Consider the following 19,998-nt stretch of genomic DNA (forward strand, 5'->3'; position numbering starts at 1 on the left):
GCTGCTGTTATGCAGAGACAGCAATCAGCTCAACTGGCTGCTCCATCCCCTGCTGCTTTCCCGTACAGTTACAAAATTCCTGTAAATACCGTTCCGGGCGATCAGCTGTCCATGAGTACCTTGCTGGGCAATCCTGCCGTCTGCGATGACAAGGATCTGGTCAGCACTTTGGATGGTATTCAGTCGGTGAGCGATGACCAGCAGAGTCTTGCCACGGCAGAGCTCACTGATTGCCTCCTGAATATAGATTTCATTATCGGCATCCACGTTGGCGGTTGCCTCATCAAGGATAACAACAGGAGAATCCTTCAGAATACAGCGGGCGATAGAGATGCGCTGTTTTTCTCCTCCGGAGAGAGATTCTCCGCCCTCCCCGATCATTGTATCAAACCCCTGGGGCAGGGTCATTATGAAATCGTAGCAGCGGGCTTTCTTTGCAGCTTCCATGACTTCCTCCCGGGTGGCGTCCGGACGTCCCATGGAGATGTTGTTGTATACGGTATCCTGGAACAGGTAGACACGCTGGAAGACCATACTGATATGATTCATCAGATCAGAGAGCCTGATATCACGTACATCTTTACCGCGGATGAGGACCTGCCCCCTGTTTACGTCCCAAAACCGGGTGAGGAGGCTCGCGATGGTGGACTTTCCGCCGCCGGATGGTCCAACCAGCGCCATCATCTGGTTTTTTGGAAGCGTGAGGGAAATATCGTGCAGTACCTCTTTTTCTCCATATCCGAAACTGACATTTTTGAAATTCACTTCTGGCCCGTCATATGTTTCCGGGATTTGATCCCCGCCGCCGTCGGGCAATTCTTTTTCATCAAATACTTCTTCGATGCGGTCCATACAGCTGTTCATAACGGTGAGGCGGGTGGCATTTCCATACAGTGCCTTAATCGGGCCGAAAAGTTCCATTGCGAACAGGAGCATGCCAACCAGATAGACAGCGTTCATCAGACCGGTCTGGTACAGCAGCATAGCTGCAGCCAACACTGCCGCCGCGCCAAGCCCATAGGCCATGTTCAGCCGTCTCATCCAGGGAGACTGATTTTCCTCGAATTCAATACTGGTTTTACACATTTTCTCGAAACAGCCGGTCAGTTCCTTTGATTTATCACCTAACAGGTTGTAGGTTTTGATAATACCGATGCCTTCTGTGAAATCCAGCACAGAATCCGTCAGCTTTTCATTCTGCTCCTGCCGGATGGAGGAATGGGCGAGAGCATCCCTCTGCATCCCGCGGGCAACCAGCCAGATCCCCAGCGTTACCAGTGCCGCTGTCAGTCCCAGCCAGAGGTTAAAAAACAACAGGAAGACGATCATCACCGCCTGAGAGAACAGGTAGCTCATCATATCCGCCAGAGTCATCATACAGTTTTCCTCGATAAATACCATGTCGGAGGACAGAACCGAACTGATCTTTCCGATATTGCCCTCAGTGAAATACCCCATAGGCATCTTTCGCAGGTGTCTGCCCAGTTTCATGCGCATATCTGCAAATACCATATAGCCTGCCGCAGACTGCATCCGGTCAGAGATGTGATGGAACAGGATCTGCAGTATCAGACACAGGACCATTCCACCCCCCAGCCACAGGCAGAGCCCTTTATCCGCAGTGTTGTCATAGAATGCGGTGAGAGCGAAGAAGGAGAGCATCATGGGTGCTTTTGAGAGCATGGACTTTAAGAAACAGAAGACAAAAGCTCCCTGGATACGTCCTTTATACTGTCCTGATACTCCCAAAATTCGTTTCATCAGTGTGATCATATTGATACGCCTCCTTTCCTTTCACCTTCCACGGCTGTGCTGACCCTCCAGCTGGCGCTCAGCTGTGCAGCATTCCACAGTCTGGCGTACTGGGGGCAGTTTTCCAGCAATTGTGCGTGACTGCCCGTGGCCAGCAGATTTCCTTTGTCCAGTACGCATATCTGGTCCGCGTTTACGATGGAGTGCAGCCGGTGAGCGATAACGATCACCGTTTTGCCCCGTATCACTTCGGCGATGGCCTCGTTCATCTTTTCCTCGTTCTCCGGATCCATAAAGGCGGTAGCTTCATCCAGAACCACCACGGGAGCATTTTTCAGAAGGGCGCGGGCAAGGGAGATACGCTGCCGTTCTCCGCCGGAGAGCTGTTTGCCCCCGTCGCCAGCCATGGTGTGAATACCCTGAGGCAGCCGTTTTAAAAATTCGCCGCATTGGGCCTTTAATGCTGCCTCCATGACCTCATCATCGCTGGCATGGAGATTGCCAAGGCGGATATTTTCCTGCAGACTCATGTTAAACAGGAACTGCTCCTGAGCGACATAGGAGATCTGGTCATTCAGGGCCTCCACGCTCATAGAACGGATATCCTGCCCACCCAGTCTTATGCTTCCGTCTGACACATCGTAAAAATGCACCAGCAGCTTTGCAAGGGTGGACTTGCCGCTGCCGGATTCTCCTACGAGGGCTGTCATGCTGCCCTCAGGAATGTTAAGGGAGACATTGTGGAGCACTTCGTCTTCCCTGTATGCAAACCGGATATTTTCAAATTCGATACCCCGGCCGTTTCCGGCAAAGGGGGCATCTGTCTGCTGCAGAGGAGGCTCAGCCATCATTTCCTCCAGCGCATTGATTTTAAAATTCACCTGAGGCATGGTGGACATGAACCCCAGGGCCCGTACCAGAGGGGCGCCGATTCCAAAAGACATACAGAGAATCAGTGCCAGGTCAGGAAGGGCAGACCACCCCATAAGTACAAAACAGGTGCCAAGTGGAAGTGTCACCAGCGCCACGCAGGGCAGGACGCTGGTGTACAGTGCCATCCATGGCCAGCATGCTTTAAACCATGCCAGTGTGAAATCCCTGTAGTTCTTCACGTCGGTCTCAAATCGCCTGTAACTTTCACCATCCCGGTTGAAAACTTTTACTACTTCCATACCGTTGATGTACTCTACGATCGTGTTGTTCATCTTCTGGGCTGCTCCGTAATAGGGCCCCATCTTGCTCATCCCTGACTTGTACATAGCGCCCATGGACAGAAGACCCAGTGGCAGAGAGCAGAGGGACAGAAGCGCCAGCTTCCAGTCCACAAAGAACATTGCCAGGAAGATGACTGCCGGCACGGTCAGGTTGGCGAAACCTTCTGGCAGTGCGTGTGCCAAAAGCAGTTCGATAGATTCGATGTCGTCAATGAACATTTTTTTCACCGTGCCCACACCTTTTTCCTGTATTGTCCCCAGGGGCTGCTTTTCCAGCTTGCCCTGCAGGGAGATGCGCAGGTTTTTCAGGGTTTTATACGCTGACTCATGGGACAGTGCAAGTCCCTTAATATAAAGTACCGCGTACAGAACGGCGCACACGGCGATGGCCGCCAGCCGCCAGGCGATGTAGCCGGGGTCCATGGTCTCTCCCTCCAGTAGCGGAGCCATAAGCTGGTAGATAAACCAAAAGGGAATCACACTGACCACGATTCCTGCCAGCATGGCTGCTGCCGCAGCGTAGGTGAGCTTTCTGTTCTCACCGGCATATTCCATAACTTTTTTAAACAATTGATATTTCTCCTTTCTTGGTTAGTAAAAACTAACCTATGTGCCGAATACAGCCTCTCCCGAAGAGAGGAGAGGCGTCACCCGGGATTACCGAGTTTCAATGTGTTTTTCCAGTCAAATAGCCTGCATACCAGACGGCAGTGCTTTTTGATCTGATTCCAGGAAAAACCGTGGATAAAGGGTTCATAGATCGTGGTCCAAAAGGCGGTGAGCAGGATGTGCAGTTCAGCCGGGTCAATGCTTTGGTCGGCCAGTCCCCGGCGCTGAGCTTCTTCCAGATATTTTCCGGTGGCATGAGTCATCTGCTCCACCCAATCGTGCTGAAAGTTAGAATAAGCCGTACCTTCTGTGCACTTAAGCAGCAGGGCAAAACCGTCATGGTGCTGTTCCAGAAACTCAAACCACCACAACATATAGTCTTCATCCATGTCCCAGGCTTTGATCAGCTGTTCATCGGAAAGGCTGGCGGCATCGATACTATTCTTCTGCGCCAGGACTGCATACAGATCATGTACGGTTTCTTCGACCAACGCGCTGAACAGATCCTCTTTTCCCTTATAGCGGTTGTACAGCGCACCGGTAGTGATATCGGCGCCGTCACAGATGGCTTTGAGGGAGGCCTTTTCAAAACCATTATTTAGAAATTCTTTTTTTGCACTTTTCAGGATTCTGGGATCTATGGAACGATCCGGAACTGCCATGTGATTTCACCTCTTTTCATAGTGATAATTAGATTATCGATAATTTAATTATTAATATAGCACTGAAAGACTATATGGTCAATGGTTTTCTTCAAACTTTTCTGATATAATTAACATAATGGGAGATCCGAAAAATATAATCTTTGAAGAACATGCGAAAGTCTGGTGTCCAATCGGGACAATGTGGGCGAAGCGGGACAGATATGATCAGCATTTTCTGATATTCTGAACTGGAAGGGCGCGGAAGCGCTTTTCTTTATAAAATATAGTTAGCCAAAACTAACAATCAAGGAGGAAAATATGTCTGAAACAAGGAATGGAAGGCTACTCAAAGGGAAGGACCTGATCACCATCGGTATCTTCTCGGCTATCTACTTTGTCATCAACTTTGCGTTTATGCTGCTGGGCGGTCTGCATCCCATGCTGTGGATTCTGATGCCCGGGTTGATTGCTTTATTCTCCGGGATCCCCTTCATGCTCATGTGCACCAAGGTTCAGAAACCCGGTGCTGTGCTGCTGATGGGTGTTATTACCGGTCTGATTTATTTTGTGACAGGGCAGTTTACAGTGCTTATACTTATCACGTTTGTGATCGGCTGCGGATTGGGAGAATGCTTACGAGGATTGAGTAACTTTAAAAGCTTCAGGGGAAATATGCTGGCTTTCGTTGGATTTTCCCTCGGCATGACAGGCTCACCGCTTCCTATATGGCTGATGCGGGACAGTTTTCTTGAACAGATTGCAGAGCAGGGGATGCCTGCAGATTACATAGGATCTCTGGAGAAAGCTTCCTCACCGGCCATGCTGATCGTTCTTTTTGGAGCACCAGTTGCGGGGGCGCTGATCGGTGCAGTTCTTGCCAGGGGCATGTTTAAAAAGCATTTTACCAGAGCAGGGGTCGTGTAAAATGAGGGCAGTCAGGGTAAAAGGTCATTCGATTGACCCGCGGACAGGACTGGTGTTGCTGGTACTTGCCAATATCATAGCCTTTTCACAGAACTGCTTCTGGGTAGAGTGTGGATGGGTGGCGGTACTGGCGCTGCTGATGCTGACATGTGGCCGCGTGTGCTCCGGTATAAAATGGGGTGCTGGATTTGTGCTTTTAATGGTTTTGCAGTGGCATGTGCTGCCAGCAGCGCCAAAGATCTTTGCAACCAGTTTTTCGATTTTCATCAATTATGCCAGAAGAATGTTTCCATGTCTGATGGTAGGGTCTCTGATGCTGCATACCATGTCCCTGAGGAAATTTGTGGCCGGACTTCGCAGGATGGGAATTCCCCAGAAACTGATTGTGCCAATCTCGGTAACACTGCGGTACTTCCCGGCTATCCGGGAGGAAGCGGGGTATATCCGGGATGCCATGCGTCTGCGCAATGTCAGGGGGATTGATAAGATTGAGGCGCTGGTGGTGCCGCTTATGATCTCTGCTACGGTGACAGCGGAAGAGCTGTCTGCGGCGGCTGTAACCCGCGGAATTGAGAATCCCGCACCAAAAACCAGCGTGATCTGTTTGAAAATGAATGTGTTGGATTGGATTTCGCTTTTAACCGCGGTTCTGTTCACTGCGGCGGCATTTTTTACCGGATAGGAAATTTTATTTATTTTTCAATGAAGGGAGCCGATTTATGATTACCATTGACCATGTATCCTTTGGGTATAACGGAGAACAGGGGGCGCTCTATGATATCAGTCTCTCTATAAAAGCCGGAGAATGTGTTCTGCTCTGCGGAGAGAGCGGCTGCGGCAAGACTACAGTTACCAAACTTATCAACGGTTTGATTCCTCATTTTACGGATGGATGTACTCTGACCGGGGCGGTAAGCGCTGCAGGTCTTTTAGTGGCTGACACGGAGTTGTATGAACTGGCAAAGAGCATTGGCTCGGTATTCCAGAATCCCAAAAGCCAGTTTTTTAATCTGGATACAGACAGTGAACTGGCTTTTGGTCTGGAAAATGAGGGCGTCCGGCCTGAACTCATAGTGGAACGGGTGGAACAAACGGTGAAGGCGCTTAATCTTCAGAACCTTATACATCGCAGTATTTTCTCGCTTTCCGGCGGGGAGAAGCAGTCACTGGCATTGGGCAGTGTCTGCGCCATGGATCCGTCTGTGTATGTACTGGATGAACCTACTGCCAACCTGGACGAGGCGGCGATTGACCGTCTGCGCGAACAGATACGTCAGCTTAAATTACACGGACATACGGTAGTGATTGCTGAACACCGTCTCTATTTTCTGGATGATATAATTGATCAGGTTTTTTATCTGAAGGATGGGATGCTGACAGAACGATTCAGCTGGGAAAAGCTCTGCCGCCTGACAAGAGAGGAACGGATCCGCATGGGGCTTAGATCCATCACACCCACATGCGTGGAGCTGCCGCCGGCCAGGGCCGCCGGAGGTGGCACAGGACTTGTGGTGGACGGACTCGCCTGTGGTTACAGGAAAGGGCCGCCGGTTTTTGAAAATCTGTCTTTTGCCGCTGTTCCCGGTGAAGTGCTGGCCGTTACCGGCCGCAATGGGGCGGGGAAGACGACTCTGACACGCTGTCTGTGCGGACTTATGAGGGAGAGAAACGGAAAAGTGCTGCTGGATGGCAGGGCTTTTGATATGAAAAATCGTCGTCGAAAGAGTTTTTGTGTTATGCAGGATGTGAACCACCAGCTGTTTTATGACAGTGTTCAAAATGAATGCGAGCAGGCAGCGGCCGACAACAGGATGGATATCAGGCAGGCATTAGAAAAATTCAATCTGTATGAATTCAGGGAACGGCATCCGATGGCGCTCTCAGGAGGGCAGAAACAGCGGCTGGCCGTAACGACGGCTCTTCTCTCAGGAAAGCAGCTGCTTATTTTCGATGAGCCAACCAGCGGTCTGGATTACCGGCACATGCAGGAAGTATGTACCGTGGTGCGCTCGCTGGCAAAGGAAGGACATATTGTATTGGTGGTATCCCATGATAAAGAGTTCATGAAAGCCGCCTGTGACCGTGTATTGGAGATTGAATGAGGAAGGAGCAGGATAATGCGAGAAGAAATATTTGCAGGCGGGCAGCTTACCCCATTGGCTAAAAGCGGTGGCTGCAGTGTCTATCAGGCAAAAAATGAAACCGGGGAAGGGACCATGACGATCTACGAAGTATTTCCGGGTGTAACTCTGACCTGCAATGATTTTCATATGCGGTATTTCGATTCGGAATTTGTTCCGGGGAGAGAGTTGTTCTGCATAGACCACTGCCGGGAGGGACGTCTGGAGTACCCCGCTCTTGAAAATGCATATTCCTATGTTGAGTCGGGGGATATGAAGCTGGACCGGCGCCTGACCCATAAAGGGCATTTTGAACTGCCGCTGTCACATTATCACGGTATAATGGTTTCATTTGACATGAAGACGGCCTGCGCCTCCCTGGCGGAGCAGGTCAGGGATTTTCCAGTGGACCTGGTGAGGCTGAGGGAAAAATACTGCCCGGATAAGTTTCCTGTGGTGCTGCACGGGCTGGAATCCATTGAGCACATTTTTGGAGAACTGTATGCAGTACCGGATAAGATCAAAAGACCCTATTTCAAAATTAAGATTTTAGAACTTCTGCTGTTTTTAGAAGCGTTGGAAATTCCGCAGTATCCAGAAGAAAGACCGTACTTTTATAAGACGCAGGTGGAGAAGGTCAAGGCCATTCAGTTGTTTTTGGCAGAGCACATGGATCAGAACTTTACCCAGGAGGAACTTTCTTCCTGGTTTGATATCCCCCTTACGCCTATGAAAAACTGTTTTAAATCGGTATTTGGTTCTTCGATCGGAACCTGGATTCTTCGGTACCGGATGAATCATGCAGCGGAACTGCTGTGCCGGGAGTGCAAGCTTAGCGTGACGGAGATTGCCGGCCGGGCAGGATACGACAGTCCCAGCAAGTTTGCCATTGCCTTTCGGAAAGTGATGGGAATGTCCCCAACGGAGTATCGGGAGCAGAGAAAGTGAAAACTCCGGTCCAATCGGAACCGTCTCGCCAGTATGGAGCGGAAAAGGAAAAGTTTTTGTTTTATGATGTGGATGATACTGAAAAGCATCATCCACTTTCAGGTATGGAAAGGAGAGCTACAATGAAACAAAAAAACTGGCTGAAAACTTTGCTTACATTTGCCGCTCCGTGCAAAGGAAAGATGGCGCTGTCTGTCATATGTGCCGTCATCAGTGTAACCGGAGGGTTAGTGCCTTATGTTTGTGTCTACCAGATTCTGCGCATGTTCATAGAAGAAACCGTTGTATGGGCGGATGTGCTGTTCTATGGAGGCATGAGCATGGCTGGTTATACGGCGAAAATTATTTTTTATGGGATTTCAACTGTCCTTTCCCACGTATCGGCATACACAATTCTGGAAGGGCTGCGGCTGAAAATTTCCGACAGGCTCATGCGCGCTCCCCTGGGGTCAGTGCTGTCAAAGCCTATCGGACATATCAAAAGTACTGTTGTAGACCGGGTTGAGGATGTGGAACCCCCGCTGGCTCATATGATCCCGGAGCTCTCATCAAACCTGCTGCTGCCTGTGGCGGTGTTTGTGGCTTTGCTTGTGATTGACTGGCGGATGGCGATGGCTTCTCTTGTGACGATACCGACAGCGCTGGTCCCTATGGCAGCCGGTATGAAGGCTTATAACAGGCAGTATGCAAAATATATGGAAAGCAATGCGCGGGTGAACAGCGTCATCGTGGAGTACGTGGAGGGCATCGAGGTGGTAAAGGCATTTAATCAGACATCCAGTTCCTATAAAAAATTTACCGGTGCAGTCAAGTCGTTCAGGGATTTCACTATGGCATGGTTCAAAAGTACATTGATCCCCATGAACCTGACCTTTTCCATATTGCCGACCACCCTGCTGGGGACTCTGCCTGCAGGTGTGGCTCTGTACATAAACGGCAGCCTGGATCCGGCCAGTATAGCCCTGTGCCTGATGTTGTCACTGGGTATCGTGGGACCGCTGATGAAAGCGACTCAGTTTATCAACGAGATGAAAAGCATGGAGTATGCTGTCCGGGATGCCGGGGACCTGCTGTATATGGAAGAGCTGCATGAGGAAAAAGATGAGGCGGTTCTTTCCGACAATCATATTCGGCTGAACCATGTGACCTTTTCCTATACGGGAGAGAAGAGCGGGGAAGTCCTCCATGATGTGAATCTGGATCTGCAGGAAGGCAGTTTTACAGCACTGGTAGGACCCTCAGGCGGAGGAAAATCCACAGTGGCCCGGCTCATTGCCAGGTTTTGGGATGTAAGTTCGGGTTCCATTGAGATCGGGGGCGTAGATATCCGTAAAATGCCCCTGAAACAGCTGGCGGATACAGTTAGCTTTGTCACCCAGGATAATTTTCTGTTTGACTGCTCACTGATGGAAAATATCCGGCTCGGGAATCCGAAGGCTACTGATAAGGAGGTTCTGGAAGCTGCCCGGGCTGCTCAGTGTGATGAATTCATCGGACGGCTGAAGGATGGGTGGGATACCACCGCCGGGGAGGCCGGTAAACAGCTTTCCGGCGGTGAGCGGCAGCGAATCGCCATTGCCCGGGCTATCCTGAAGGATGCCCCGGTCATCATCCTGGATGAGGCTACGGCATTTACCGACCCGGAAAATGAGGATAAGATCCAGCGTTCCATCATGGCCCTGGCCAAAGGAAAACACCCTTCGGCAGGAACAGGGAAGACTTTACTGGTTATCGCCCACAGGCTGTCCACCATCCAGAATGCGGATAATATCGTAGTGCTGAAGCAGGGCAGGGTTGTTGATATGGGCAGACAGCAGGAGCTGCTGGAACGCTGCGGCCTGTACCGGGAAATGTGGAAATTCCATGCAGGCGCCAGAACCTGGGCGGTTAACACCGTAATGGGGAAGGAGAAATCGAATGTTTAAAAGTATCAAGAGAATCATACAATGGACAGGACCTTATAAAAAGAGGCTTTTTGTGGGATGCGTCTGCTCATTTTTCGCCACCTGGTGTACTGCGGGACCGGTTATGCTGGCAGCCTGGGCGCTGGGGCTGATCATCGGTGACAGCCGGGGAGAAACAGCCGTCAGCAGTTCACTGATCTGGATCTGTCTGGCTGGAACTGTTGTCATGATCCTTCTTCGTTTTCTTTTCACATATGGAAAGAACCGGCTGCAGGAGAGCATCGGTACGGAACGGGCCGCGGAGCAAAGGATACAGATCGGCGATGTTCTGAAGCGGGTCTCCCTGGGATACTTTTCAGAAAATAACACAGGAGACATTCTGGCGGCAACTACTACTGAACTTTCTGCCCTGGAGCTGCAGAGTATGAAGATGATTGATTCTGTCGTGGGCGGTTATATTCAAATACTGGCCATTGTGCTGTGCGTGAGCTTCTTCTGTCCTGTGGCCGCGCTTATAACTGTCGTTGGAGTGCTGCTTTCCACGTTTGCGCTCTGTGGGATCAGCCGGCAGAGCAGCCGCACGGCGCCGGTAAACCACAAGGCCAAGGAGGATCTGTCCGCCGCTACCATCGAGTATGTACGGGGACTGGCAATTGTCAAGTCTTTTGGCGGCAAAGGAGCATCCGCCAAACGGTTCCGGGATGCCAGCCGGGACAGCCGGGATATCTGTATAAAAAATGAATATGGTTTCGTGCCGTGGAACTGTCTCCACCTGCTTTTCCTGAAAGGTGCATCTGTGGCTCTGGTGCTGGTATGTGCCCGGGAGGTAGTGCAGGGAAACCTTTCTCTGCCCATGCTGCTTATGGCGGCAATGTTCTCTTTTACTATATTTGCAGGGGTGGAGTCCATCAACGATGCGGCCCATGTGTTATCGGTTATTGGTTCGGCTATGGATAAACTGGAAAAAATAGAATGTGCAGCATACATTGATCAGGGGGGACAGGAGATAGCGCCCGACCAGAACAATATTGTCTTCCGGCATGTATCATTCGGTTACGGAGAACGGGAAATCCTGCATGATATATCCTTTACAATACCGCAAAATGCAACAACGGCTATCGTAGGCCCCTCCGGCAGCGGAAAAAGTACTATTTGCAGCCTGATTGCCCGGTTCTATGATGTGCAGGCAGGAAGTATTACTTTTGGCGGCCATGACCTGAGGGAATTCACCTGTGACAGCCTGTTAAGAAACATCTCCATGGTGTTTCAGAATGTATATCTCTTCCATGACACCATCTGCAACAACATTATGTTTGGAAGACCAGGTGCGACAAGGGAGGAGGTCATTGCAGCGGCCCGGGCGGCACGGTGCCATGACTTTATCATGGAACTGACCGACGGCTATGATACCATTGTGGGAGAGGGAGGATGCACCCTGTCCGGCGGAGAGAAACAGAGGATATCTGTCGCACGGGCCATATTGAAGGACGCACCTGTAATTATTCTGGATGAGGCTACCGCCAGTGTGGACCCGGAGAACGAACACGAGATTCAGGCAGCCATTTCCGCACTGGTACAGGGAAAGACTATCATTATGATCGCACACAGGCTGACCACTATTGAAAATGCGGACCAGATTCTTGTGGTGGAGGATGGCCGGATCGGGCAGCGGGGAACTCATCAGGAACTGATTTGTGAGGATGGCTTATACCGAAATTTTGTAAACATCCGGGAGCGGGCGGAGGGATGGAAGATCGCGGAAAAATGAACAGAGCAGCGGATTCAAAACAGATGTTGAAATAATCCTTGACTGTACGGATTTGGGTGTAGTAAGATAAAGTTGGATCAGGTATTAAAAAATGCGGTTTACTGCCGCATTTTTTATCAGCATCAGTTAGTTAAAGCTAACTTACGCTGCCTGGTTTTTTATAAAACAATAAAAACAGAAGGGAGGCGACGTGATGCAGGTATATGAGTCCGGAGAGGATTATCTCGAGATGATCCTGATCCTGCAAAATGAAGGAAGAGAGGTGCGTTCCGTTGATATCGCTGAAGCGATGAATGTATCCAAAGCCAGTGTCAGTGTGGCGATGAAAAATTTGAGGGAAGGCGGTTATGTCACCATGGGTGAGCATCGCGTTATATTCCTGACTTCCGTGGGAAGGCGGCTTGCAGAAACCATGTACGAGAGACATCTTCTGTTTTCTGATGTATTGTCTGCCCTGGGAGTGGATCAGGATACTGCTTTGAATGATGCCTGCCGTATAGAGCATGCCATCAGTGCGGAAAGTTTTCGTGCACTGAAAGCATATTTTCAGGAAAAAGGAGTGGCAGCAGAACAGGAAGACAATGCGGATTGATTCAGTTATTTTACAGCGGGGCATGAGCAGTTATTAAACTGCCCATGCCCTTTTTGTGACGACAGGCAGTCTCACTTCCTGGAAGTCTTCCGAAATTCCGCAGGAGAAAACCCCGTACTTTTACGGAACAGTTCGGCAAAGCGGCTTTGATTCTGGTAACCTACGACCTGGGAAATCTGCCGGATGGTCAGATCTGTACAGGTAAGCAGATGCTCTGCCTGACTCATGCGCCGCTGTTGGATATATTCGGTGGAGGTACAGCCATGTACCTGTCTGAAGGTTTTTTTCAGCTTTGTAGTTCCCATACAGGCGATTTTTGCCAGCCGTTCCATTGGAAGTGTGGAGGCACAGTGATCGTTGATATAAGCCGTGACGTTGTCTATCCGCATCTGATCTTCCCGGGTAATATACCGGTCCGGCCACGCCTGCTGCGTCCTGTGCCGGGCAACCACCAGAGAGACTGCTTCAGCGACTTTGCTCTCGTAGAAAAGATTGGCAGCGATGCCCTCACCCCGGTAGTCGCGGACCTGCCGGAGCAGGCGGACCATATCCGGGAAATCCTCCGTCTGGTCTACGAAACGGAAAGCCTCCGCCGGGTTCACATACTCATTCGGGTATTGTTCCCTGAGATATCCCTCATAATAAGCTGGCGTAATCTCGATCCCGATGCAGGTGATGGGGATATTCTTATGGATTAACACGCGGTAGGGCTCCTCACCACCCAGAAAAGTCTTGACACAGCCGGCGCTCAGCCGCCGGTACGGCGCCAGTTCCTCACCCGAGATAGACTGGTACCAGGTGATACTCAGGCATTCAGGGAAACGAAACTCCAGAAAAGAATCCTCATAAAAGAAAAAGTCATGGATTTTGATATTGAACAGGTCTTTTTGCGCATAAGTCCAAAAGTACCCTGTTCCGCTGTCACCGGTCTGCCGCCAGCACAGGCCCATAGGACCGTAGCGTCTGTTTTCCGGCTCCGGGATAAAGCCGTGACGGAGCATAATGGGTCTGTAGATTTCATCGATCATATCTGCCATATTCTTCACACCTCGATTGGACGAATAATCACCTTGATTGGACGTTTCCGTGCAGAGCCTATTGCCGTCCTCAGGAAAGCGTCGTAAAATAAATTTTGTGGTTAGTATCATCTAACTAAAAAGTAGCATATTCTGAACCCTCCGTCAAGGAGGAGACAAAATCACAGGAGGAAGACTGATATGATGAAACAACTCTATCCCGATAAAAAGGGTCTGACTGTACGGGACATTGTTTCCACGGGTATTTTTACTGCATTGTTCTTCGTGTTCTACATGCTGGGGGGAGTCTTTTTTGCTCCGAACCCTGTGCTGACCTTTTATATGCCCATGGGCTCCGCCCTTCTTTGCGGACCTGTCTTTATGGTGCTGGCTGCCAAGGTACACAAGCGCTGGTCCATTACCATCCTGGGGACTATAATCGGTCTTGTACTGTTTGCCACGGGAATGCACTGGGCTATGGCCCTGGGTGTTATCGTCTGCGGCATTCTGGCGGACGTGGTGGCGGGTTTTGGTAATTACCGGAGTATTCCCATGGATATCCTGGCGTACATGGTGCTGAGCTTTGGGTCCACCGGCAGTTATATCGTATTTTTTATCGATCCCCAGGGCTGGACGGGTACCATGCTGAGAAACGGCACGACTCAGGATTACATAACCACCATGCAGTCATCCTGCCCCGCCTGGATGCCTCCGCTTGTGCTGATTGGAACCCTGGCCGTGGCGGGGTTAAGCGCCTGGGCGGGCAGCCGCATGGTGCGCAGGCAGTTTGATAAGGCGGGGATTACGGGATGAGAAAACTGAAACAGTCCGGCCTTTGGCTGGATCCCAGGACCAAGGCTGTGATACTTATACTGTGCATTCTTTCTGCAGCACTGGCTCCATCCATCACATACAACTGTGGGCTGGTGCTGCTGACGGCCATACTGGCACTGAGTTTTGGAAGGACCAGGGCAGCATTGCTGGGTGCGGCTGGATATGTGCTCATCTGCCTGATGACTGCAGGTGCATTAAAATTGGAGCCAGGCACACTGAAAACCATGTTCATTGCTGCCTTCGGCCTGTTTCACAAGGTCTATCCCTGCGGGATGCTGTCCGGTGTATTGCTCTCAACCACTAAGGCAAGCGAATTCCTGAGCGCGATGAGCCGGATTCATGCACCCAAAACCCTGACAGTATCTCTGGCAGTTATGCTTCGGTACCTGCCTGCCGTCCGGGAGGACTGGGGATGCATCAAAGATGCCATGCGCCTGCGTGACGTGGCACCGTCCCTGGGGAGCTTTCTCTGCCATCCGGCCATGACGGCGGAGTGCCTTTATGTGCCGCTGATGATGTCTGCTTCAAAGGCTGCAGATGAGCTTTCAATTGCAGCGGTGACCCGGGGGATCGAAAATCCCAGACCGCGCTCCTGCATGGTGAGGATCCGGTTTGGTCCTGCGGATGCAGCCGCGGTGATGTTCTTTCTTATCTATTTGCTGGCGGGACAATTTTGGAAGGGGGTGTTTGTATGATCTGCTGGAAAGATATCACCTTTGCATATCAGGGACAGGAGGCCGGCGGGCTGAAGGGGGTAAACCTGAAGGTCTCCAGGGGAGAATGCATCCTGTTCTGCGGCCGCAGCGGCTGTGGAAAGACAACTATGCTGAGACTTGCCAACGGTCTGATTCCGGGATTTTTTCCGGGTAAGGGTGAAGGAGGCGTCCGTCTTGAGAATCAGGAACTATCCGGAATTCCCATGTACCAGCTGGCAGAGCGGATAGGTTCCGTATTCCAGAATCCCCGCACTCAGTTTTTCAATGTTGACACGGACAGTGAGATTGCTTTTGGCATCGAGAATGAGGCGCTGCCGCCGGAAGAACTGAAGAAGAGAGTGGAAGATACCGCAGAGGAGCTGCAGATCCGTAAACTGCGTGGCCGCAGTATTTACGCCCTGTCCGGCGGAGAAAAGCAGAAGATTGCCTTTGCCTCGGTGTATGCCATGAACCCGGAGGTATATGTGCTGGATGAACCGTCTTCCAACCTGGACATGGCAGCCATCGATGAGCTGCGGGGACATCTGCGCATGCTTAAAGCACAGGGCAAGACCATCCTGATTGCGGAACACCGGCTGTACTATGTGATGGAACTGGCGGACCGGATCGTCTATCTGGAGCAGGGAAAAATCGGCGGTATCTACACACCGGCAGAACTGTCTGCCATGCCGGAGGAACGACGTGCGGTCATGGGGCTGCGGGCTATGGATCTGCAGAACATTTATCCGAAGAAAGAAGCTGTAAAAATGAAGACACCATCACTGGAAATACGAAATGTCACCCTTCGATACCAGAAAAGGAAGATCGTGGAACGGATTTGGCTGCAGGCTGCCCGGGGTGAGATCATCGCTGTGGTTGGCCAAAACGGTGCGGGAAAGAGTACTTTTTCCCGTGCGCTGTGCGGTCTGCATAAGGACTGCGAGGGGCAGTTCCTGTGGGAAGGCCGTACGATTGACCGGAAGGCAAGGCGGAAACATTCATATCTCGTCATGCAGGATGTGGGTTACGAGCTGTTTGCTGAGAGTGTGGAAAAAGAGTGCGTGTTCGGTATCAGGAATCCGGACCGGGCGCTGGTGGAGGAAACTCTCAAAGAGCTGGGGCTGACCCCTTACCGGACACAGCACCCTAATACCCTGTCAGGAGGACAGAAACAGCGTCTGGCCACAGCGGTGAGCATGGTGTGCGGCAAGGAGATTCTGGTATTTGATGAACCCACCAGCGGACTGGATTATGACAGTATGCTGCAGGTGGCGGTGCTCATGGAATGTCTCGCGGCCCGGGGAAACCTGGTTTTTGTGGTGACGCATGATTATGAACTGATCTGCCGGGTTTGTAACCGCATCCTTCACTTTGACGAAGGGGAGATGACAGACGATCTGGCAGTTACAGCTGCGAATATAGAAAGAATACGGGAGTTGTTTAATGTTGGCAGAACCTGTCAGAAGGAGGGTGAAATCCTATGAAGCAAAAAAAAGTAAACCCCATGGCACTGCTGCTTAGCTGGGCAGGACCGGACAGGAAATGGCTGATCGGGTCTGTCTTCTGTGCTTTTTTCAGTGGCCTGTTCACCATCACCACATATCTGGGGCTATACCGCCTGATGGATGCAGTGCTAAACGGTGCGTGCACAAGGCAGGTGATCGCGGACAACGCGCTGTTCATTGCCGGAGGCACAGTGTGCCGGCTGGTACTGCTTGGAACCTCCGGCGTGCTCTCGCACAAGGGGGCATACGGTGCTCTGTTCCGGGTGCGGTGTATGGTGACCGAACATTTATCCAGGGTTCCTCTGGGCGCCCTGGATAAGCGGAGTACCGGAAACATCAAGACGGTACTCAATGAGGATATTGAAAAGTTAGAGCTTTTCCTGGCACATAATCTGCCGGAGATGATGGCTTATCTCACCGGTCCTGCCGTCATTTTTATCTATCTGCTGACGGTGAATGTACCCCTGGCTCTGATCTCACTGATCCCACTTCCGCTGGCAGCCGGTGTGATGGCGGTGATCTTTGCCCGCATGAACAAGGTGATGGCGAGGGCTAACCGGTCTCTCGTGAGTTTTAACTCAGTGATGATCGAATACATCAGCGGTATGAAGCTCATCAAAGCATATAATATGGGCAGCCGCTCCTTTAAAAAGTTTTCCGGTGCGATCCGGGAGGAAAATGATATCTGGAATGAGGTTGCGCACAAGACAGCACCGCCCTACGCCGCATTTATCATTGCCCTGGAATGTGGGATGCTCCTGCTGGTCCCTGTCGGGGGATTGCTTTTTCTGCAGGGATCGGTGACGGCCAGTGTCTTTTTGCTGTTCGCTTACGTGGGCGCTTTGTATCTGACAGAAATTTTGCCTTTGCAGCAGATGGGGAACAATTTCGCCCAGGCTTTAAATGGGGTGACCAAGACCAGGGAAATACTGGAACTGCCTGTGTTTGAGGGCGGTGGGGCGTTTCCGGCCCGTCACGATATTGAGCTGCGCAACACAGGTTTCTCTTATGACGGAAAGACAGTCGTGCTGCAAAACTGCAGTCTCAGGATAGCTGACGGAGAAAAGGTCGCTCTGGTGGGAGCGTCGGGAGCGGGAAAGAGCACAGTCATTGAGCTGGTCTCCCGGTTTTATGATGTTTCGGAAGGAGAGGTCCTGATTGGTGAAAAGAATGTGAAAGACATCAGCTACGAGGAACTTCTAAAGCACATATCTCTTGTCTTTCAAAAGACATTCCTGACCAGAGACAGCGTATTTGAAAATATACGCATGGGGTCTGACGCCACATTGGAACAGGTGCGTGAAGCGGCAAAAAGAGCTCAGATTGACGAGTTCATCATGAGCCTTCCGCAGGGATATGACACCAGGGTAGGATCTTTCGGATCGCGTTTTTCCGGTGGGGAGCGTCAGCGCATTGCCATCGCGCGTGCAATACTGAAAGATGCCCCCATACTCATCCTGGATGAAGCCACGTCGGCTGCAGATCCGGAGAATCAGGTAGAGATTGACAGGGCGATCGAAAACCTGTGCAGGGGGAAAACTGTGATCATCGTTGCACACCGGCTGGGAGCGGTACGTATGTGTGACAAGGTTGCGGTGGTAGAAGACCATACCATCACCAGCTGCGGCAGCCATCACCAGGTGCTTGCGGAGAACGCCTACTATCGGAAAGCCTGGGAGAACTACGAGACTGCCAGGGAGGTAACGTATACCATGAAAGGGGGCGAAGGTGCATGAAAATAGAAACACCTTTTCGTAAAAACAAAGCATTTCGACGCGGCATTTTTCTGACCGTGCTGGAAGGGCTGCTGTCCGGGTGCAGCTATCTGTCCATCTACCTGGTGATCAGTATGCTGCAGAACGGCAGCACCAGCACGGACCAGGTGTTTGGTGTGACGGGTTTTCTGGCAGTGATATTCCTGGCACGGCTGATCATTTACGGGGTCGGCTACACCATGACTCAGACGGGTGGTGCGGCGGTGTCCAGGAATCTGCGCCTGTATCTGGGGGAAAAATTTAAGAAGATCCCACTGTCCCGGTTCACCCGGGGGCAGGTTGGACAGTATGTGAACACCATGACCCTGGATGTGAACAGCTATGAAAAGATTCTGACACACAATACAGGGAATATCGCCAAGAATGTGTCTCTGTCACTGATGCTGGTGTGTTTTGTCTGCTCTTTGTACCTCCCGGCAGGTCTGATACTGCTGGCGGCAACCTTGCTGCTTATCCCCAATTTATGGCTGTCTTTCCTGGTGGTGAAAAAATACGGTACCGGTAAGAGCGTGGCAGGGGCGGAGACTGTGAGCAGCATCGTGGAATACATCGACGGGATCCAGACTTTTCGGGCCTACGGTCTGGGCGGCATAAAAAACAAAGCAACAACCAGCGCCATGAAATCTTTCAGTGAGGTATGTTATCAGTACGAGGCCAGGGGAATTCCCATCGGTTTTGGATTCAACATTCTCAACTGGATGACGGTTCCTCTGCTCATGTGGGTGGGAGCAGGTCCCTGGACGGCAGGGACGATCAGCAGCCTGGACTATCTGCTGATCTGTATGATGCCAATCCTGCTGACAAAGCTTATCGCCACCATCTCCATCGATCTGTTTGAATGGAAGCACCTGATGATCTCAAAGAACAATATTCAGCGGGTGATTACGGAGCCTGAAGAGAAGGGCAGCGATGTTCCTTTTGCAGCGATGTCTCATGAAATTGATTTCCGTGATGTTTCTTTCGCTTATGTACACGGAGAGCCGGTGCTTCGGGGGATTTCCTTCCGGGCAGAGGACCAGAAGCTCACAGCCATCGTGGGAGATTCCGGCTCAGGAAAGTCGACCATATTGAATCTGATTGCTAAATATTACGAGCCTGATGCCGGGACTGTTGCCATTGGTGGAAAGAACATAGGGACTGCATGCGCCGAGCGGGTGCTGGAGCAGATTTCCATGGTGGATCAGGAAGTCTTCCTTTTTGATGATACCGTGCGGGAGAATATCCGTCACGCAAGGCCGGGCGCCACGGATACGGAGGTGGAAGCAGCATGCCGGGAGGCAAACTGCGACGGCTTCATCCGGAAGATGGAGCATGGCTACGACACCGGGATCGGGGAAAACGGCAATCTGTTATCCGGAGGTGAACGTCAGAGGCTGTCTATCGCCCGTGCCATCTTAAAAGACAGTCCCGTACTGCTTTTAGACGAAGCCACGGCTTCTCTGGACATCGAAAATGAGCTGGCGGTCAAACAGGCAATTGTCAATCTGCTGAAGCAGAAAAAGACGGTGATAATGATTGCCCACACCCTTTCTATCGTCAAAAACGCCGACCGGATACTGGTGGTGGAAGGCGGCAGAATTACAGAAACAGGGACGCATGAAGCGCTGCTGAAAAGAAATGGAAAATATGCGTCCATGTGGCGTGCAGAACAGCAGCTTTCCGTATAAACTCTGGGCAGAATCTGTAGGCAGGAAGTTT

General features: G+C 51.2%; 16 protein-coding genes. 12 read left to right on the top strand and 4 right to left on the bottom strand.

All coding sequences use genetic code 11. The features are described from left to right. Window positions 1–24: 24 nt before the first annotated feature. The 3 genes from MCG98_RS11195 to MCG98_RS11205 all read right to left on the bottom strand — a co-directional run bounded on the left by MCG98_RS11195 (window position 25) and on the right by MCG98_RS11205 (window position 4,237). Window positions 25–1,773 carry an ABC transporter ATP-binding protein gene (locus MCG98_RS11195; protein ID WP_240302059.1) on the bottom strand — a complete coding sequence of 583 codons (1,749 nt, stop codon included), beginning with the start codon at window positions 1,771–1,773 and terminating at the stop codon, window positions 25–27. Further along, on the bottom strand, window positions 1,770–3,536 hold the full coding sequence (locus tag MCG98_RS11200; protein ID WP_240302060.1) for an ABC transporter ATP-binding protein: 1,767 nt from the start codon (window positions 3,534–3,536) through the stop codon (window positions 1,770–1,772). Before MCG98_RS11200 ends, MCG98_RS11195 begins: the two co-directional genes overlap by 4 nt. 77 nt (window positions 3,537–3,613) lie before the next feature. Continuing rightward, on the bottom strand, window positions 3,614–4,237 hold the full coding sequence (locus MCG98_RS11205; RefSeq protein ID WP_240302061.1) for a TetR/AcrR family transcriptional regulator: 624 nt from the start codon (window positions 4,235–4,237) through the stop codon (window positions 3,614–3,616). Window positions 4,238–4,537: 300 nt separating this feature from the next. Between MCG98_RS11205 and MCG98_RS11210 the strand changes: the two genes are divergently transcribed. The 7 genes from MCG98_RS11210 to MCG98_RS11240 all read left to right on the top strand — a co-directional run bounded on the left by MCG98_RS11210 (window position 4,538) and on the right by MCG98_RS11240 (window position 12,475). After that, a complete protein-coding gene (locus MCG98_RS11210) occupies window positions 4,538–5,143 on the top strand; it encodes an MptD family putative ECF transporter S component (RefSeq protein WP_240302062.1) in 606 nt (201 codons plus the stop codon). A gap of 1 nt (window position 5,144) precedes the next feature. After that, window positions 5,145–5,825, top strand: a complete 681-nt coding sequence (locus tag MCG98_RS11215) for an energy-coupling factor transporter transmembrane component T (RefSeq protein WP_240302063.1) — start codon at window positions 5,145–5,147, stop codon at window positions 5,823–5,825. A 37-nt stretch (window positions 5,826–5,862) separates the two neighbouring features. Beyond that, a complete protein-coding gene (locus MCG98_RS11220) occupies window positions 5,863–7,245 on the top strand; it encodes an energy-coupling factor ABC transporter ATP-binding protein (RefSeq protein ID WP_240302064.1) in 1,383 nt (460 codons plus the stop codon). A gap of 15 nt (window positions 7,246–7,260) precedes the next feature. Further along, window positions 7,261–8,211: an AraC family transcriptional regulator gene (locus tag MCG98_RS11225; protein ID WP_240302065.1), complete on the top strand. Its 951-nt coding sequence runs from the start codon at window positions 7,261–7,263 to the stop codon at window positions 8,209–8,211. Window positions 8,212–8,333: 122 nt separating this feature from the next. Next, window positions 8,334–10,136 (top strand): ABC transporter ATP-binding protein, encoded by a 1,803-nt coding sequence (locus MCG98_RS11230; RefSeq protein ID WP_240302066.1) that lies wholly within the window; start codon window positions 8,334–8,336, stop codon window positions 10,134–10,136. After that, window positions 10,129–11,883 (top strand): ABC transporter ATP-binding protein, encoded by a 1,755-nt coding sequence (locus tag MCG98_RS11235; RefSeq protein WP_240302067.1) that lies wholly within the window; start codon window positions 10,129–10,131, stop codon window positions 11,881–11,883. Before MCG98_RS11230 ends, MCG98_RS11235 begins: the two co-directional genes overlap by 8 nt. Before the next feature lie 193 nt (window positions 11,884–12,076). Next, window positions 12,077–12,475: a metal-dependent transcriptional regulator gene (locus MCG98_RS11240; RefSeq protein ID WP_240302068.1), complete on the top strand. Its 399-nt coding sequence runs from the start codon at window positions 12,077–12,079 to the stop codon at window positions 12,473–12,475. Window positions 12,476–12,546: 71 nt separating this feature from the next. On the opposite strand, the gene MCG98_RS11245 is transcribed toward MCG98_RS11240, so the two are convergent. Continuing rightward, window positions 12,547–13,512, bottom strand: a complete 966-nt coding sequence (locus tag MCG98_RS11245; protein ID WP_240302069.1) for an AraC family transcriptional regulator — start codon at window positions 13,510–13,512, stop codon at window positions 12,547–12,549. 180 nt (window positions 13,513–13,692) lie between these two features. On the opposite strand from MCG98_RS11245, the gene MCG98_RS11250 reads away from it, so the two are divergent. The 5 genes from MCG98_RS11250 to MCG98_RS11270 are packed head-to-tail and all read left to right on the top strand — an operon-like array spanning window position 13,693 to window position 19,967. After that, complete coding sequence (locus tag MCG98_RS11250; protein ID WP_240302070.1) at window positions 13,693–14,304, top strand: MptD family putative ECF transporter S component; 612 nt, start codon at window positions 13,693–13,695, stop codon at window positions 14,302–14,304. Beyond that, window positions 14,301–15,020, top strand: a complete 720-nt coding sequence (locus MCG98_RS11255; RefSeq protein ID WP_240302071.1) for an energy-coupling factor transporter transmembrane component T — start codon at window positions 14,301–14,303, stop codon at window positions 15,018–15,020. The genes MCG98_RS11250 and MCG98_RS11255 overlap by 4 nt, the downstream gene beginning before the upstream one ends. Beyond that, window positions 15,017–16,504 carry an ABC transporter ATP-binding protein gene (locus tag MCG98_RS11260; protein ID WP_240302072.1) on the top strand — a complete coding sequence of 496 codons (1,488 nt, stop codon included), beginning with the start codon at window positions 15,017–15,019 and terminating at the stop codon, window positions 16,502–16,504. Before MCG98_RS11255 ends, MCG98_RS11260 begins: the two co-directional genes overlap by 4 nt. Beyond that, window positions 16,501–18,261, top strand: coding sequence for an ABC transporter ATP-binding protein (locus MCG98_RS11265; protein WP_240302073.1), 1,761 nt, complete (start codon window positions 16,501–16,503; stop codon window positions 18,259–18,261). Before MCG98_RS11260 ends, MCG98_RS11265 begins: the two co-directional genes overlap by 4 nt. Then, complete coding sequence (locus tag MCG98_RS11270) at window positions 18,258–19,967, top strand: ABC transporter ATP-binding protein (RefSeq protein ID WP_240302074.1); 1,710 nt, start codon at window positions 18,258–18,260, stop codon at window positions 19,965–19,967. The genes MCG98_RS11265 and MCG98_RS11270 overlap by 4 nt, the downstream gene beginning before the upstream one ends. Window positions 19,968–19,998: the final 31 nt, after the last annotated feature.

It is taken from the genome of Ruminococcus sp. OA3 (assembly GCF_022440845.1).
Taxonomy (GTDB): Bacteria; Bacillota; Clostridia; order Lachnospirales; family Lachnospiraceae; genus Ruminococcus_G.